Raw genomic sequence first — 16,639 nt, 5'->3', positions numbered from 1 at the left:
TCTAATTTACCTCTTTTATTATGAGGATAACAACACTGTTTGGATCTCTGAGTCCTATTTCTCATATTTATGATCTTCTCAACGTGAGCTGAGTGGCTGTTTGAGCTAAAAGTAGCTATTCCGCGATAAATTACGACTATGATTATCATCTATATACCAAAGTTATTTGAATATAGTATATTATCTAGATTAAATACTTGTTCTATCAACCATTTAAAAGTGAATTTTATGGGTAAATGTTACCGTTTTCTTTGTCTAATCTTGATGGTATCCTCATTTGCGGTACACGCTGAATGGAATCCAACTCCTACTTCAGATAAGCAACCGGAGGTTTCATCAGCAGCGAAACACATTGCAGAAGATGTTGAAGCGCTTCCAGAGCGGTTATTTATGTCGGCCAGTGATCATCAAAAAGTCGATGAATTATTATCGGCCACACTGTACCAAATCGATCATGGAACCGGTGAGTTTGAGCAAACGTTAACTCAATACCGACGTCATGGCGATAAATCGACTTGGATTGAAGTTCAAGAGTATTATTTATCATTACACAGTTTTAGCCAATCTAAGCAACGGTTACTTAAACTCGCCAATAGAAATGTTCAACAAAAGCTTACTGGGTTTGGTCCTTATGGTGTGACTCAGTTTAAAGCTGAACTACATCTAACTCAGCTGAATACTCAATACCTTATCTTTTTTCAATATCAAAGTTTTAAAGCATTTTTAAAAGATCTGACTATTTCCCCTGTTCCTGTCATTGCCATGTTGGTCAAATTATTTCTTGTCTATTTAGCGCTGACTTGGTGGCTACGTAATAGTAACAACATTATTAAACAGTTCCGTCAAACCAATTTAGAAACAGCCTCAAAACCCACATTACTGGTACGCTTTATTTGGTATATCAGTAAAGCAAACCGCCCTATTGCTTGGTTGATTGCTATAACTATATCTTTGGATATTCTTGCCACATTACCAAGTTTGCAACATGTCAAATTCCTCGATATTTTCACTTGGTGGATTTTAGGCGGCTCAATTGCGGTTAAATTCATTTTAGAGTTTGCTTATCGAAACAGCCGCAATACGACTAAAGAAATTACCACTATCCGCTTATCGACCATTCGTTATTATGTTTGGAGTGCCATTGGTGCAGGAGTGATTTTACAAATTGCCCAAACCACCATTGGTGAAGGGACTATTTATAATTGGGTATCAAGCCTATTATTCTTATGGTTTATTTTAATCACCATATTGGTTTTGCGTAAGTGGAAACCTTATGTATTTAGTCAAAATCATCAAAAATTGGATCACCCTGTATGGGCTCGCTGGGCGATCAGCAACAAGGATAAATTTGGGCTTTCTACTGTTTGTGCGGCGATCATGACCTTTTGGATTATATCCCGTAATTTAAAACAATTTGCCATCGCAGCCCTTTCACAATATGCCTTTTTTAGTCAAGCTCTGGCCTACTTATTTAGAATCGAAGTGGCTAAACAAAATGATAATGGCGGGCAAAATACCAATTTAGTAAAATTAAAAGGTGATGATATATATAATTATATTTTGCCGGGTAAAGAAGATAGTGAACTGATTAGTTATGCCGCTGATGAGATCAAGCAACTGTCTAAATATATTTTGTCGGATAGCCCTGCTATGTGTGTTATCTCGGGCGAACGAGGCATTGGAACCACAACCTTACTCAAGCAGGTTTTATATAGAGTCAATAATGCTCAACCAATTTACTTAAACTGCCCTAATGCCGGTTACAGTGAATTGATGGCTGAATTAGCTGAACAACTAGGGTTAAGCCGAGAATCAACGGATATTCAGATCTTGGGATATTTACGCAAAAGTGAAACCTGTTACTTAATTGCGGTGGATAATGCCCAGCGCTTGGTTAAACCTATGGTGGGTGGATTAACCGGTTTAATGAAGTTTACCAATTTAATGCGTCGTTCTAAAAAGAATCATCGCATAATGATGGCGATCGAAAAATCCAGTTGGCGTTTTGTGGATAGAGCGCGTGGTGAACGATTGTTATTTGATTTAGTGGTGTTCATGCCTCGTTGGACAGAAACTCAAATATCACAATTATTGGACACTCGTTTAAATCATAACATTGAAAACCCTGTATCTTTTGGTGATTTAAACCTACCGAAACAGTGGGATCAAGATGATTTAACCGAAGAAGAACGCGCCAGACGAGGATTTTACCGAATACTTTGGCATTATTCTGATGGTAACCCTACCGTTGCCCTTCGTTTCTTTAGGTTATCATTACGTCAAGATCAAAAAACCAATGAGGTTGTTGTTCGTCTGTTCCAAGCGCCAGAAGCGGAAGAACTAGAGAGAATGCCAAAACCTATGTTGGCAATTCTACGCTCAATTGTGCAGTTGGAAATATCGACACCTGAAGAGTTATCTGAATGTACCCAACTAACCATCCCCGAAGTTATTGGCACGTTGCGCTTTTTTGAAAGCCGTGGCTATATTGAATGGTCTGATGAAAAAGCAAAAATATCCGATCATTGGTATCGATACATAACTAACGCCCTGCATCGTCAGCATTTATTGGTGAAGTAACATGAAAAAACTCTTTATCTTTGTTTTATTATTTATGGTCAATGGTGCTGCTTTCGCGGCAGAAACTACAGATGACCATCTGGAGAATATTGCTCAATTTACTAACCTAGTACGTTGGGGCGGTGTTCTTTTTTCATTCCTGGTCATTCTTGCAGCATGGGTGCTGCTACGCTTTACCAATAAACTGGTAGATACGTTTAGTAGTCAGTTTGTGCAGTATCGGATGATCATGCAAAAACTGCTCTCTTTCTTCCAATTTTTTGTCTATATGACCGCAGGTATTGCGGTATTTATGATGAGTTTTCGCATCAATGAACAAATATTGACATTGATTGGTGGCACGCTAGCGGTATCGATTGGTTTTGCATTAAAGGATTTGGCGGCTTCGTTTATTGCCGGTTTAACGGTTATGATTGACCGCCCTTTTCAGGTTGGTGACCGCGTCACGTTTGAAGGGAATTATGGCGATATTATTACCATAGGTTTGCGTTCTGTGCGTATGCGTACCTTAACTGATGATATTATTACTATTCCTAATAATAAGTTTTTAAGTGAAGTCACCATGAGTGGCAACTATGGTGCACTCGATATGCAGTGTGTTATTCCATTTTATATTGGTATGGATCAAGATTTGCTTTTGGCCCGTAACCTTATTCAAGAAGCGGCATCTTCGAGTCGTTACATCCACCTACCTCAGCCGGTGGTAGTATTGGTGAATCAAGAAATGGCCGATAATTACCTAGCGATCAAACTCACTTGCAAGGCTTATGTGGTCGATACGGTTTATGAAAAGCTGTTTGAAACCGATATTACTTTACGAGTAATGAAAGAATTCAAAAAACATAATATTCAACCGCCACAAATTGCGGTGCGCTCATCCTCGAGTAATTAACACTCAGTGACGAGAATTAAAAGAAACCCAATACCTAAGCACTTTCTAGTAATAAGCTTGGTATTGGGTTTCTCTCGTATTATACTCCCTGAAAATTCAGCCCTATTTTGACTGAGGTCTTATGTCTCGCACTATTACTTACACTTATAAAAACGAAGCTAAAACATTAGCGTTTAGCTATCGTGAATTTCACAGCATTCAAGAGGCCGTTGCTGCGCATGAAGGCATCGACATTAAAGAGTATTTAAAAATGGAATTGTCGCTAGAAGCCGTTTCAGATACCAAAACAGTGCGTAACTTTCGTGATGCGCATTTTGCCAAGCTTGGCTTTGGTAAAATTGCGTTACTGCCAAAAGAAAATGTCGGCATTGGCAAGAAAAAGAAAGCAGAATAAGACCAATTCCATAAATTTATTGATCGTTAAAAATTGGGTATAGAGAAAAGTGGCAAGGGCCATGGATCGCCTTTTCTCAAGCGACCAGGGACAGTTCAGCGTATTCAAATTGATCAAAGATTAAATGGAATTGGTATAACCCGCGATTAATGACCATTCCCTGCAGATAGAAAAACGCACATCAACCCGATGTGCGTTTTCATTTGTCATAGTAACTATTGCAATGATTTATGGCCTATTACACTTTAATGCCAATCAAAGTAATTAGCTCACCAAGTCGTGACTACAATTGCTATAAGTGGCATTGATTAACATTCAATATTAAGGAATGCCGCGCCACGTACGCCACCTGAATCGCCATGTTTGGCCTTAAGGATCTTAGGCATTTTACCAATCGACAATAAGTGCTTTGGAATACGTTTCGGCATTTCCGAGTAAATAAGATCATAATTTGATAAACCACCACCCAGCACCACCACGTTAGGATCGAAAGCGGTAAATATATTGCCGAAACAAATGGCCAGTAACTCCATAAAACGTTCAACATGCTCAACCGCTTTTGGCTCACCTGCCGCCTGTTGTTTTATCAGCTCAATGGCGGCAATACGTTCACCGTAATAATGTTCATAAAGCTGCTCAAAACCACGGCCTGATAAGTAATTATCAATACAACCTTGTTTATCACAACCACAGCCAAATAATGGCGCCTCTTTATCGCTTGAGCTATTTTGTAAATATAACCATGCATCTAATGGCATGCGGGTATGACCAAGTTCACCAGCAACATGGCTGCGACCTGAAACTACATGGCCATTGATAACAATACCACCACCAAAACCCGTACCCAAAATAAGGCCTAATACCCCTTCTTGACCTTGATGTTCTTCATCCCATGCTTCAGACAAAGCAAAACAGTTGGCATCATTGGCGACTTTAACTGGACGATCCACCAAAGCTTCCAGATCCGCACGCAGAAATTGCCCTTTAGCCGCTGGAACATTAGAGGTTAATACTGCGCCGTCATCGACACTTTCCATTCCAGGAATACCAATACCAATACTGCCTTTTGTGTTAAACTGCTGATCATATTTTTTTATCAAACTTGAAAGTGTTAACAGTAATGCTTGGTAATCATCACCTGGTGTTGGCATACGTTCGGTCGCTACTCGCTCTAAATCATCATTAAACGCACCAAATTCTATTTTGGTTCCACCTACATCAAAACCGTAATACATCCCTTTTCTCCCAAAATATTAAGTCTAATTTTTAAATTTATAATACCGATATTATGCATAAAGTTGCGACGCAAACCGTGATTGGAAACCAATTTAAAAGGCATAAGCAACTGAATGCTCATTAATTCTTCATTATAAGTAAGATTATTTCCAATCGCTCAACTTACCGTTTAAAGTAAGTTTACTCTTTTGTTATGGATGCAATATGTCAATATTTTTCCGCTTGATCATCAGTTTGTTGTTTTTAATTCTTGCCGGCTGCGCATCGACACCGCCGCCCCCCTTACCGCATACTAACCTTCAATCAAAGGATCTGACTGCGCTTTATAATAAATGGGTTGGTACCCCTTATCGCTTCGGTGGCCAAACTCGTTCAGGCATTGATTGCTCTGCTTTTGTGCAGGTCACTGTGATGTCTTTATATCAGCTAAATTTACCCAGAACGACTGAATTACAAAGTGAGCAAGGTGTCACTATTCCAGAAGAACAAGCTGCATTTGGCGATCTTATCTTCTTTAAAACAGGCTGGAATCAACGTCATGTAGGTTTTTACTTAGGCGATAAAAAATTCTTACATGCTTCTTCTTCTAAAGGCGTCATGATTTCTCGAACTGATAACCCCTATTGGGCGAGTGTATTTTGGCAATTTCGCCGACTCACCACGATGTAAAACACGGAACTCATAACCAACTTACGACACTAAACACAAGCGCTATGCAGGGCAAAGAGCTTTTGAGTTTTTTGAATAAAAATTGTTATTTTTGCGGAACACTTCTCTAAATGTAAACATAAGCTAAGCTAAGGTAATACCAAACTGTTTTCGGTCAGGAGGTCTTATGTGGCAAGCCATAACACAACAACTTTCGGATGTGCTTTCTTTTGAATTTATCTTAAGGGAAAAAGAGCGTCTTAATGATGGTGAGACCAACCGTTGCTACTTAATCGGTGATGGCGAACAACGTTATTTTATTAAGGTTAACGAACGGAATTGTCTGGCAAAGTTTGAAGCAGAATTTGAAAACTTATCAGCCTTAAACGCCACCGCCACTTTATGTGTCCCTGAACCTATTTTATGCGGCACCACCAAAACCCATTCATTTTTGGTCCTCAACCATTATGTGACTAAGCCACTACAACTTGATGCGGACTTTTACCAATTAGGCCAGCAACTTGCGCGTTTGCACTGCTGGGGCGAACAACGCGATTATGGTTATGATGCCGATACTTATGTAGGGTTAAATCTACAACCAAACGCATGGCATAAAAAATGGTGCCTATTTTTTGCCGAACACCGTATTGGCTGGCAATTACAATTATTAAAAGAAAAAGGCATTGAGTTTGGCGACATAGAGACCATAGTACAGAAAGTCAAACTCTCACTTGCAGGACATCAACCTAACCCATCTTTATTGCATGGCGCATTAAGCCGGCACAATGTGGCTTTATCCTTTGCGGGCCCTTTATGCTATGACCCTTCTAGCTTCTGGGGCGATCGTGAATACGATCTAGCTATAGCGGAATATGATGGGCCAGCCAATGCTGCTTTCATGCAAGGCTATCAAGCTCTCTCTCCATTAGATAACGGATATCAACAACGCAAGACAGTTTATCAACTGTATTACTTACTGTGTTTGTGTAATCAATATGGCGGTGAGTACCTAATAGAATGTGATAATACAATATCCAGCTTCCTGGTTGAAAAACATTGAGTTAATTGTCAACGAAAAATATCTTTAAAGTTAATTGTGAATGATGTCTATTTTTTACTATTGATAGTATTGAATGTTACATAATGCATGATAGGTAGTAACAATGATATATATTCACACAAGCTATAGGTGATTGTTATTTGCTTGTTTGATCACGATTTTTTTGAAGCCACTTGATTTTGCTTGCCCTAATTCAACCTTTTTGCTTTTTTTAAACCATAAACTAACTTACAAGGTTATGATTAAAGCTACTCAAGAATGAACTGTTAATACGAATGACTAACACCAATTAGAACGAATTTTGGTTTGATTGGTCATTATTAGCCCTGTTCATCTCATCGCGATTTACACGAGAAGTATAGTGAGGAAAGCAATGATAAAATACACAGAGAAAAAAGTATCCTGTCCTCATTGTGGGAATTTGATTAGGTTAACGATTGATGCAGCAAATGGTGATCAGAATTTTTACGATGATTGTCCTACTTGTAATCATGCCGTCCATTTAGAACTAAAAGTTGATGCTAATACTGCTAACGTCCATTTAACTATTGGTGATGAAGACCATTCTTTCTTTTAAGTCTTTAGACTGTACGCATGCCATCAGGCGAAGTGCTCACGACCTTAATCCGTTAAAATAGCAAAAAGCTTACTGTTCGCATAAACGTTCTATCCTCTATAACTGCTCCTACCTTAGGAGCTTTTTTTATGGCGAAATTATTGATATTTATATCGCTAATTAATATCTTAACTATATAATCGGCATCAAATATTTTACTAAGTAAGGGTTATTGTGCATCGTTACCGTAAGGAAGCGTCAATACTGGTGAAACTTGCTACCCCAGTACTCTTTGCTTCTGTTGCTCAAACAGGAATGGGATTTGTTGATACCGTGATGGCGGGCGGCGTCAGTGCGACTGATATGGCCGCAGTTGCTGTCGCGTCTAGCATTTGGCTGCCTTCTATTTTGTTTGGTATTGGATTATTGTTGGCGTTAGTGCCAGTGGTGGCACAGCTTAATGGCTCTGGGCGGCAGACTCGTATCGCCCACGAAATTCAGCAAGGGGCTTACCTTTCGTTTTTGGTTGCGATCCCGATTATTCTGGTACTGTCTCAAACCCGTCATATATTGCATGTGATGGATATTGAGCCTGTGATGGCGGCCAAAACCAATGGTTACATGTTTGCCATGATCTTTGCGGTGCCGGCGTTTTTACTTTTCCAAACACTGCGCAGTTTATCCGATGGTTTATCTTTGACAAAACCGGCCATGTTCTTAGGTTTTTTGGGATTATTATTGAACGTGCCACTAAACTGGATCTTTGTTTACGGGAAATTCGGTGCCCCCGAACTTGGTGCGGTCGGTTGTGGCGTGGCAACTGCTATCGTGTATTGGTTTATGTTTGTCGCAATGCTGGGTTACATCATAAAAGCCAAACGGTTTAAAAATATTCATCTTTTTACTGAGTTTCATAAACCGAACCTGCATTCATTACAGCGTTTATTCCGATTGGGTTTTCCAATTGCGGCGGCATTGTTTTTTGAAGTTACCCTGTTTGCGGTCGTGGCATTAATGGTGGCGCCATTAGGGCCTAATACTGTTGCCGCGCACCAAGTAGCAATTAACTTCTCATCGTTAATTTTTATGTTACCTATGAGTATTGGCGCGGCGGTCAGTATTCGAGTGGGACATCAATTGGGTGAGCACAGTGTTGAAGGCGCAAGAATTTCTTCACACGTAGGCTTATTATTTGGCTTATTTACCGCCGTTGTTACCGCCACACTTACTATTATCTTCCGCGATGCGATTATTACCCTGTATACCGATAATAAAGAAGTGACCATTATTGCGATGCATTTATTGTTAATGGCAGCTATCTACCAATGTACTGATGCGATTCAGGTTATAGCGGCGGGTGCTCTACGCGGTTACAAAGATATGAGCGCTATCTTTAGCCGCACCTTATTTTCATATTGGGGAATGGGCATGCCTTTAGGTTATATTCTTGGTATGACCGATTGGTTAAGTCCTGAGCCACTTGGGGTGACGGGGTTTTGGGTTGGTATTATTGTTGGCCTTTCTACGGCTGCGGTATTACTTTCTCATCGTTTGCATTGGTTACACAAGCAATCGGATGAAACTCAACTCAACTTTGCAGGACGTTAAACGCCGCTTTAGATGAGTATTTAATCGGTAAGGCTGGTTACTTTCCAGCCTTATTTTTTATACCCAGCCAAACTTATCCTTCGAATGACACAACTTAAATCGCATCGTTTCTCACTTGTATAAATCGCGCAAAACGAGGTAAGCCCGAACTGGTGTAACCATTAAATCGAAACGTCACTTTTTCACCTAATGCGGGGGGATCACGGCGTTGTTGATCCGATAAACCGCTGCCAAGATAAAAGCGTTTGCCCTGCTTCCATTCGACATATAACGATCCCACGCTACCAAGATTACGCCCTTTGCCTTTTTTATAACCAATCACAATCGCTTCATCATCTTGAAACGATTTTAATTTTAATAAATCATCACTTCTGCCAGCGGTATAAAAGCTATCTAGTTTTCTTAGCATAATACCTTCGCCTTTGAGTGCTTCAACGCTATCAAGGTTTTGATATAGAAAATCTTGTGAATTAATCGGCTTTTGCTGCACTAATTCTAGGTATTCAGAGTTAGATTGCGAGATGAGTTTTTTCAATTGGTGATATCGATATTCAAATGACATTTTTGGGTCTGCAACATCAAATGCCATAAAGCGAATAAAACGCCAGTCTGGTTGATTGGGGCTTTTATCTAGTACCGTGCGTTGTACTTGCGAAAACTGCCCTCTTCCTGCCCATAACTCGCCATCTAACGCAATATCAGGAAAGCCTTTGGTAAACCATGTGGGTGCCATGATCGGCATGCCATTACGAGTAAACAATTGGCGACCATCCCAAAATGCGCGTATACCATCCAATTTTTCGCTATACCAATATTGGCTAATGTCGGCATCTTGCTGAAAGTCGTTCGCTAAAGGCAATGAGATGTGTCCCCATGCAGAATTATTACTTAGGGAACTGGCAGACTCAAGATTGGCGTCGGCCGAAAAAGATAACGTTAAACAGGCCGAACCGATCACTGTGAAGGTTGAATAACGGCGCATAAACAAGACTCTCTTTATGAGTAGTTAAAAATTAAGGTTAGCCAATTCAACACCAACCCGTTAATTTTACCGTCAGGTTGTGAATGTGATCAGACAAACCCGATATTGTTAATCAAGTGAATTACATTTTTATTGTTTGAAATATCATCACTCAGTATGGTTGTTGCGCAGAGTCATAGGAACGCCATAATCGCAGTGGTAGACTCAAATAAATTCTAAAATAAGAGTAACTAAAATGATTAAAGCCGCTGTGTTTGATATGGATGGTCTGATGATTGATTCAGAACCTTTTTGGCAACAAGCTCAATTAGAAGTATTTCCGCAAGTCGGCGTTTCACTCACCTTGCAAGATACCATTAATAGCACCGGTATTCGTATCGATCAGATCGTTGAAATGTACTATCGAAAGCAACCTTGGGAAAATAAAAGTTGCTCAGAGGTTTGCGATATGATTTTGGCGCGGGTGATTGAACTGGTTAAACAGCATAAACCTATGATGCCAGGATTGTTTCATGCGTTAGAAACCTGTCAGCAACAAGGCTTAAAAATTGCCTTAGCCTCCTCTTCGCCAATGGTATTAATTGAAGCCGCTTTAGAAGCACTTGAGCTAAACGATGTATTTGAAGCAGTGTTATCGGCAGAAGACCTCGCTTATGGTAAACCGCACCCTGAGGTGTATTTAAATGCAGCGGCGGCATTAGACGTATCACCATTAGATTGTGTGGCACTTGAAGATTCATTTACCGGTTTATTGGCTGCCAAAGCAGCGCAGATGAAAACCATCGTGATCCCAGAGGCCCGTACGCGTGAACAACCTCGCTTTGTGATCGCCGATCATAATCTAACCTCTTTAAATGCAATTACTCCAGAGCTACTTTCGGCGCTGTAAATTGACTAAAGCTTAAAATAAAAAGCCCTAACTCTTGAACAGCAGTTAGGGCTTTGATTATTTGAATTTTTAAGGATTAAGATTTAGCGTTATCGGCTGTTTCTTGTGATTTTGGATCGGATTGCTCCGGCTCTTCAACCTCCCCTTGCGCTTTCATTTCCGCATACCAAATATCATGGTGCTCTTTAGCCCAAGTTTCATCCACTTCACCTTTCACCATGCCTTCAAGAGCCCCTTCCATACCGAATAAACCGATATAGATGTGGAAAATGAAGCCACATATCAAGATAAGTGCAGAGATCATGTGCGCTAAGTTAGAAACATCCATATCTCGTCGACCTTGGCCGAAGATAGGAAAATCCAACACAAAGCCACTGATCGCGGCAATAAAGCCACAAGTGATCAACATCCAGAAAATGATTTTTTCACCAGCATTTGAAAACTCTGCCGAAGGATGCGTACCTTTATGAGGTCCCACCATACCGCCCAGTTTTAAACACCACTGTAAATCGATTTTCTTGAAAGTACTTTTTCGCCACCACTTAATAAGTACTGCGCCAAGCAAGATAAAGAATATTGGACCAACATAGTTATGGAACTGTTTGGCTGCATAAACAATATCGCCCCAAGCATCGGTTGAGATCACCGGTTTAAGGAAGTGTTTCCCCCAAACTAATGTCATCCCGCTGATAGCAAGACTTAAGAACGTAAATGCCATAGACCAATGCAGTGCACGATCAATTCGCGACCAACGCTTAATCTTACGACCCGTTCGAGGTGCGCTAAGCTTTAGCGGGCCAACAATAAAGTAGGCCAGTGTTACCATAGCTAAGCTGCCTAAAACCGCAATCGCGCCCAAAGGTGACATCCATTTTTCTTTTAGGATGTACCACGTCTCACTTGGGTGGCTGACTAAAACATCATGCTCCATTGATAGAGATGTGGTGTAGCCTTTTTTGCCGTCTTGGACCTTTTGATAAAACTCATCTCCGGCTAAACGACTCATCTCAGTTTCAGCTGTTGTCGAAGGCATAACCCTTGTTGCTTTATTGCTATCATCGTTAGCCATGCTTGAAAAGCTTAAGCACAACATCACCACTGTAAAGGTAGAGATAACAAGCGTTTTGAATGATTTCATTAACATGGTCTCTCTCCTTATTGATTTGACAATGGATTCGACGATTGAGTCGCATCATGCGCCAAAGATGCATCGTAAGTCACACCGGTCACATTACTACGGTCATCAACATCACCACGATCATGCGCACGTTTAGCCATGATCCCTGCAATTTGTTCGGCAGGACCGGCCATTAATGCTTTAGTGGAACATAATGATGCACACATCGGCAGTTTGCCTTCAGCGATACGGTTAGCACCATACTTTTTACGCTCTTCTTCAGAGCCTGCTTCGGTTTCAGGGCCACCAGCGCAGAAAGTACATTTATCCATTTTGCCACGTTCAGCGAACGCGCCATGTTGAATAAACTGTGGCGCGCCAAATGGACAAGCAAATAAGCAGTAACCACAACCAATACATAAGTCTTTATTGTGCAATACAATATTGTCTTCTGTACGATGGAAGCAATCGGCTGGACACACCGCCATACAAGGCGCGTCATCACAGTGCATACAAGCTACTGAGATTGATGCTTCACCCACTTCACCATCATTAATGGTGACTACACGACGACGTTGAATTCCCCATTCAAGGGCGTCATCATTTTCATTTTTACACGCAGTGACACAACCGTTACATTCGATACAACGTTTGGAGTCACATAAAAATTTCATTTTCGATTTTTTATCTGTGCTAGACATGGTCATACTCCTTACGCTTTCGCCGTATTAGATGCTTTGCTGATCTTACACAGCGTCACTTTGGTTTCTTGCATTTGAGTCACAGGATCATAGCCATAGGTGGTGGCTGTGTTGGCTGATTCTCCAAGTACAAATGGCGCGGTTCCTTCTGGGTATTTATCATGTAGATCTTTACCTTGGAACTTGCCACCAAAGTGGAAAGGAATAAAGGCTAAGCCAGGTTGAACCCGGTTGGTTACCATCGCTTTCACTAAGATGCGACCTTGTTCTGCCCCTTCAACCCAAACATCATCACCATCTTTAATGCCGTTGTTATTTGCCTCTTGTGGGTTAATTTCAACAAACATTTCTTGTTGAAGTTCCGCCAACCAAGGGTTCGAGCGAGATTCTTCACCACCGCCTTCATATTCCACCAAGCGACCAGACGTTAAGATGATTGGATACTCTTTTGAGTGATCTTGATCTTGAATGGTTTTGTATAATGTTGGTAGACGATAAATTGCATCGCTATCATTCCAAGTCGGGTAATCGGCGATTAAATCACGACGTGGCGTGTATAGTGGTTCACGGTGTAAAGGCACGCGATCGGGGAACTGCCACACAATGGTACGGGCTTTACCGTTACCAAATGGAATACAACCATGTTTCACTGCCACACGTTGAATACCACCAGATAAATCGGTCTTCCAGTTTTTACCCTCGGCTAATGTTTTCTCATCGGCGGTAAGGTCATCCCACCAACCAAGTTGCTTCAATAGCTTATCGGTAAATTCAGGGAAACCATCTTCGATTTCACAATCTTTAGAGTAACTGCCGTCAGCCAGTAAACTCTTCCCTTCAAATTCAACACCAAAACGAGTACGGAAGTTACCGCCACCTTGAGCCACCGGTTTCGATGTATCATAAAGAATATGCGTCCCTGGGTGTTTCATTTCTGGGGTGCCCCAACAAGGCCAAGGTAAACCATAGGTTTCACCTTTGATTTCTGCCGCGTCAGTTTCTAGGTTTTCATGGCTAAATAAATGCCAATTTTGCTGATGATACTTTAAACGTTCAGGGCTTTGGCCGGTATAACCAATTGTCCACATACCACGGTTATATTCGCGGGTAATGTCTTCGATAACCGGTTGGTTGTTTTTCACTTCAACGTTTTTAAACAGCTGATCAGCAAAGCCTAATTTCTTAGTCAGCAAATACATGATTTCGTGATCAGGTTTTGATTCAAACAATGGCTCAATCACTTGATCACGCCATTGTATTGAACGGTTTGAAGCGGTTACTGAACCGTAGGTTTCAAACTGAGTAGTGGCGGGTAATAGATACACCCCATCGGTACGATCGTTAATAACGGCCGCAACGGTTGGGTATGGATCGACAATCACCATCATATCGAGCTTTTGCATTGCTTTTGGCATTTCGTGTCCACGGGTTTGCGAGTTAACCGCATGACCCCAATAGAACATGGCACGAATATTATCATTTTGCTCAATTTTCGATTTGTCTTCCAATACCCCATCAACCCAACGAGACACAGGGATCCCCATGTTGTTCATTGGTAATTTGCCGTTGTATTTGGTTTGGTCAAAACGCCCTTTTAGCCAAGCGTAATCGATGCCCCAAACTCGAGACCAATGCTGCCATGATCCTTCCGCAAGGCCGTAGTAACCTGGTAAATCATGCGATAATACGCCAAAGTCTGTTGCACCTTGTACGTTATCGTGACCACGGAAAATATTTGCGCCACCACCAGATTTACCCATATTGCCAAGGGCTAATTCAAATACACAATAAGCACGCGTATTGTTGTTACCAGTAGTATGTTGGGTTCCGCCCATACACCAAACAACACAGCCTGGCTTATGGTGAGATAAAGTGTACGCCGCTTTATGCACTTCTTGTTCAGAAATACCGGTCACGCGTTCCACTTCTTTTGGCGACCATTTCTCAACTTCGGCGCGGATTTCATCCATACCAAAGACACGTTGATGAATGAATTCTTTGTCTTCCCAACCATTTTGGAACACATGCCACAACATACCCCAAATAAGCGATACATCGGTACCTGGGCGAAGCGGCAAATGTTGATCAGCTTTAGCAACCGTGCGGGTATTGCGAGGATCAGCAACCACAATCTTACAACCGCGTTCTTTGGCGATCAGAATGTGCTGCATTGCCACAGGGTGTGCTTCTGCTGGATTTGAACCAATAAACAAGATTGACTTACAGTTATGCATGTCATTGAATGAGTTGGTCATAGCGCCGTAGCCCCATGTATTTGCAACCCCTGCAACCGTGGTTGAGTGACAAATACGAGCTTGGTGATCGACGTTATTGGTCCCCCACATAGCCGACATTTTGCGGAATGTGTACGCTTGTTCATTATTGTGTTTGGCAGAACCTAGGAAATAAACCGAATCAGGGCCGGATTCTTTACGGATCTGGAGCGCTTTGTCGCCAATTTCATCAATCGCTTGATCCCATGACACTCGACGCCATTTACCACCTTCTAATTTCATCGGATATTTAAGGCGGCGTTCACCATGACCATGTTCACGCAACGCTGCGCCTTTCGCACAATGTCCACCAGCATTAAATGGGTGATCAAAAGCAGGCTCTTGCCCGGTCCATACGCCGTTTTGTACTTCAGCATAAATGCCACAGCCAACAGAACAGTGAGAACAAATTGTACGCTTAACTTCTGTTGGGGCTGAGCGGTCAACGTCTTGGGCTTGCGCTTTTTTCATAATGCCAGGAGCAAACATTGATGCTCCAACCACAGTGCCACCCGCGGCAATTGTGGTATTTTTCATAAAGGCACGACGACTCAAGCCTAGTTGATTTTCACTTTTAGATACGCTATCGGAGCGTTTAGTCAATTTCATAATCGCAACTCCTATAGAGAATCGAAATAATCACGAATGTGTTGCGTTTCGTGATAGCCCTTTTTCAGTTTTGGTTGCTCGGTATTTTGAGCTTTCGGCTCACTTGCGACCGCACTGCCAGAAAGTCCAGCTGCGACAGCGCCGCCGACAACAACCGCTGTTGTCATACCTTTTAGCAACCCACGTCGACTTTCGTTGACGCTCTGGTCGAGAGGTTTTGATGTTTTCATTTATTGCTCCTTCTTGGCCATATTGGTTTGGCCTTTAGGGAAATCTCTACTTTTCAGCTTTGATTTCTAATTGCTCATGTTGCTTTCTTCTCTTATGCAAAGTTGCACAAGACAATTTTAATGTCGGGTATGGATCGATATTTATTTCAGGTTCGTGATTTCGATGCCATCAGATTTTTGGGTGTAACGGGTTTGTTCAATCAAACAAAAGTGACGTAAGGCGCGTGACACGGCTTGGTAATATTGCGCCGATTTTGCTTGTTCTATGGCATTACAAAATGAGACAAACCAAGGCTTAATATGAGCATTAAAGAAAGATTGCTGATCGTCAAACCCTTCACTTTGCAACATAGACATCACTTCTAATAATGCCGCGATGTTATCTTCTGGTTCACGCACATCTTGTTGACGTTCAAAGCCCAAACGTTTCAGGTCCTGGCGAATATGCACCAATGGCTTTTCCATTAAAGTGCCGGCTATATGCCATGAACTAAATGGCACGACTTCACCACAACCAATACCAATAAATAAATCTTGGTATTCATCTTCCAAATCTTCAATTTTAGCCGTTTGTGAGGCTTGTTTTAACCCAAACCAAGCATTCGACATGGCGTGAACATCACTTTCTTCTACTTCAAGTTCGCTCAACCAATCTAAAATTTCTTGATTAGGCGATTGACGCAGTAAACAAGCCAATAAACCATAAATCTCGGCCGTCGCATTGTCCGCGCTGCCATCTTGTGCTGCTTCGTCTTGTATCGCTCCATCTTGTATTGAAGCGTCTTGTGCATCCGCATTGGTGGCTTTTGGATCGAACACTGGGGTTTCATCATTATTTGAGTGATTGAGATTCTCTGGGTGCAT

Annotated in this window: 15 protein-coding genes; 8 read left to right on the top strand and 7 right to left on the bottom strand. The window is 41.5% G+C overall.

Translation table 11 applies throughout. The annotated features are described in order from the left end of the window. The first annotated feature begins 228 nt into the window (after nucleotides 1–228). The 3 genes from HC723_RS17415 to HC723_RS03850 all read left to right on the top strand — a co-directional run bounded on the left by HC723_RS17415 (nucleotide 229) and on the right by HC723_RS03850 (nucleotide 3,866). Complete coding sequence (locus HC723_RS17415; protein ID WP_238925406.1) at nucleotides 229–2,580, top strand: ATP-binding protein; 2,352 nt, start codon at nucleotides 229–231, stop codon at nucleotides 2,578–2,580. 1 nt (nucleotide 2,581) lies between these two features. Next, nucleotides 2,582–3,472 carry a mechanosensitive ion channel family protein gene (locus HC723_RS03855; RefSeq protein ID WP_190338272.1) on the top strand — a complete coding sequence of 297 codons (891 nt, stop codon included), beginning with the start codon at nucleotides 2,582–2,584 and terminating at the stop codon, nucleotides 3,470–3,472. A 121-nt stretch (nucleotides 3,473–3,593) separates the two neighbouring features. Further along, entirely contained in the window at nucleotides 3,594–3,866 is a 273-nt protein-coding gene (locus HC723_RS03850; RefSeq protein WP_153447119.1) for a DUF2960 family protein, read from the top strand. A gap of 308 nt (nucleotides 3,867–4,174) precedes the next feature. Here the strand turns inward: HC723_RS03850 and nagK are convergent, their stop codons facing one another. Beyond that, nucleotides 4,175–5,101: an N-acetylglucosamine kinase gene (nagK, locus tag HC723_RS03845; protein WP_153447118.1), complete on the bottom strand. Its 927-nt coding sequence runs from the start codon at nucleotides 5,099–5,101 to the stop codon at nucleotides 4,175–4,177. A gap of 205 nt (nucleotides 5,102–5,306) precedes the next feature. On the opposite strand from nagK, the gene HC723_RS03840 reads away from it, so the two are divergent. From HC723_RS03840 to HC723_RS03825, 4 genes are all read left to right on the top strand, one after another. Beyond that, on the top strand, nucleotides 5,307–5,771 hold the full coding sequence (locus HC723_RS03840; RefSeq protein WP_190338271.1) for a C40 family peptidase: 465 nt from the start codon (nucleotides 5,307–5,309) through the stop codon (nucleotides 5,769–5,771). Between the two features lie 166 nt (nucleotides 5,772–5,937). Beyond that, a complete protein-coding gene (locus tag HC723_RS03835; protein WP_153447116.1) occupies nucleotides 5,938–6,810 on the top strand; it encodes a fructosamine kinase family protein in 873 nt (290 codons plus the stop codon). A gap of 373 nt (nucleotides 6,811–7,183) precedes the next feature. Continuing rightward, the gene (locus tag HC723_RS03830) at nucleotides 7,184–7,387 is read left to right on the top strand and encodes a CPXCG motif-containing cysteine-rich protein (RefSeq protein WP_153447115.1); all 204 of its coding nucleotides are present in this window, start codon (nucleotides 7,184–7,186) and stop codon (nucleotides 7,385–7,387) included. 213 nt (nucleotides 7,388–7,600) lie between these two features. Then, nucleotides 7,601–8,974: an MATE family efflux transporter gene (locus HC723_RS03825; RefSeq protein ID WP_153447114.1), complete on the top strand. Its 1,374-nt coding sequence runs from the start codon at nucleotides 7,601–7,603 to the stop codon at nucleotides 8,972–8,974. A gap of 94 nt (nucleotides 8,975–9,068) precedes the next feature. Here HC723_RS03825 and HC723_RS03820 read toward each other — a convergent pair whose 3' ends face one another. Further along, nucleotides 9,069–9,956 carry a DNA ligase gene (locus HC723_RS03820; protein WP_190338270.1) on the bottom strand — a complete coding sequence of 296 codons (888 nt, stop codon included), beginning with the start codon at nucleotides 9,954–9,956 and terminating at the stop codon, nucleotides 9,069–9,071. A gap of 235 nt (nucleotides 9,957–10,191) precedes the next feature. On the opposite strand from HC723_RS03820, the gene hxpB reads away from it, so the two are divergent. Then, nucleotides 10,192–10,845: a hexitol phosphatase HxpB gene (gene hxpB / locus HC723_RS03815; protein WP_190338269.1), complete on the top strand. Its 654-nt coding sequence runs from the start codon at nucleotides 10,192–10,194 to the stop codon at nucleotides 10,843–10,845. A gap of 76 nt (nucleotides 10,846–10,921) precedes the next feature. Here hxpB and HC723_RS03810 read toward each other — a convergent pair whose 3' ends face one another. From HC723_RS03810 to HC723_RS03790, 5 genes are all read right to left on the bottom strand, one after another. Further along, nucleotides 10,922–11,989: a formate dehydrogenase subunit gamma gene (locus tag HC723_RS03810; RefSeq protein ID WP_190338268.1), complete on the bottom strand. Its 1,068-nt coding sequence runs from the start codon at nucleotides 11,987–11,989 to the stop codon at nucleotides 10,922–10,924. 11 nt (nucleotides 11,990–12,000) lie between these two features. Further along, nucleotides 12,001–12,663: a formate dehydrogenase FDH3 subunit beta gene (fdh3B, locus tag HC723_RS03805; RefSeq protein WP_238925405.1), complete on the bottom strand. Its 663-nt coding sequence runs from the start codon at nucleotides 12,661–12,663 to the stop codon at nucleotides 12,001–12,003. An 11-nt stretch (nucleotides 12,664–12,674) separates the two neighbouring features. Beyond that, entirely contained in the window at nucleotides 12,675–15,545 is a 2,871-nt protein-coding gene (locus HC723_RS03800) for a formate dehydrogenase subunit alpha (RefSeq protein ID WP_190338267.1), read from the bottom strand. 11 nt (nucleotides 15,546–15,556) lie between these two features. Further along, nucleotides 15,557–15,775 carry a transcriptional initiation protein Tat gene (locus HC723_RS03795; protein WP_153447109.1) on the bottom strand — a complete coding sequence of 73 codons (219 nt, stop codon included), beginning with the start codon at nucleotides 15,773–15,775 and terminating at the stop codon, nucleotides 15,557–15,559. 141 nt (nucleotides 15,776–15,916) lie between these two features. Beyond that, a complete protein-coding gene (locus HC723_RS03790; RefSeq protein WP_190338266.1) occupies nucleotides 15,917–16,639 on the bottom strand; it encodes a TorD/DmsD family molecular chaperone in 723 nt (240 codons plus the stop codon).

It is taken from the genome of Vibrio sp. S11_S32 (assembly GCF_014694465.1).
Taxonomy (GTDB): Bacteria; Pseudomonadota; Gammaproteobacteria; order Enterobacterales; family Vibrionaceae; genus Vibrio; species Vibrio algicola.
The sequence above is the reverse complement of the archived record's forward strand: the minus strand, read 5'-3'. Positions and strand labels throughout refer to the sequence as shown.

Excerpts from the sequence above, each read along its gene's own strand:
- HC723_RS03830 (WP_153447115.1), top strand. The coding sequence starts at position 7,184 with ATGATAAAATACACAGAGAAAAAAGTATCCTGTCCTCATTGTGGGAAT.
- HC723_RS17415 (WP_238925406.1), top strand. The coding sequence starts at position 229 with ATGGGTAAATGTTACCGTTTTCTTTGTCTAATCTTGATGGTATCCTCA.
- HC723_RS03810 (WP_190338268.1), bottom strand. The coding sequence starts at position 11,989 with ATGTTAATGAAATCATTCAAAACGCTTGTTATCTCTACCTTTACAGTG.
- HC723_RS03835 (WP_153447116.1), top strand. The coding sequence starts at position 5,938 with ATGTGGCAAGCCATAACACAACAACTTTCGGATGTGCTTTCTTTTGAA.
- HC723_RS03840 (WP_190338271.1), top strand. The coding sequence starts at position 5,307 with ATGTCAATATTTTTCCGCTTGATCATCAGTTTGTTGTTTTTAATTCTT.
- HC723_RS03850 (WP_153447119.1), top strand. The coding sequence starts at position 3,594 with ATGTCTCGCACTATTACTTACACTTATAAAAACGAAGCTAAAACATTA.
- HC723_RS03855 (WP_190338272.1), top strand. The coding sequence starts at position 2,582 with ATGAAAAAACTCTTTATCTTTGTTTTATTATTTATGGTCAATGGTGCT.
- HC723_RS03795 (WP_153447109.1), bottom strand. The coding sequence starts at position 15,775 with ATGAAAACATCAAAACCTCTCGACCAGAGCGTCAACGAAAGTCGACGT.
- HC723_RS03820 (WP_190338270.1), bottom strand. The coding sequence starts at position 9,956 with ATGCGCCGTTATTCAACCTTCACAGTGATCGGTTCGGCCTGTTTAACG.
- hxpB (WP_190338269.1), top strand. The coding sequence starts at position 10,192 with ATGATTAAAGCCGCTGTGTTTGATATGGATGGTCTGATGATTGATTCA.
- HC723_RS03790 (WP_190338266.1), bottom strand. The coding sequence starts at position 16,639 with ATGCACCCAGAGAATCTCAATCACTCAAATAATGATGAAACCCCAGTG.
- HC723_RS03800 (WP_190338267.1), bottom strand. The coding sequence starts at position 15,545 with ATGAAATTGACTAAACGCTCCGATAGCGTATCTAAAAGTGAAAATCAA.
- fdh3B (WP_238925405.1), bottom strand. The coding sequence starts at position 12,663 with ATGTCTAGCACAGATAAAAAATCGAAAATGAAATTTTTATGTGACTCC.
- nagK (WP_153447118.1), bottom strand. The coding sequence starts at position 5,101 with ATGTATTACGGTTTTGATGTAGGTGGAACCAAAATAGAATTTGGTGCG.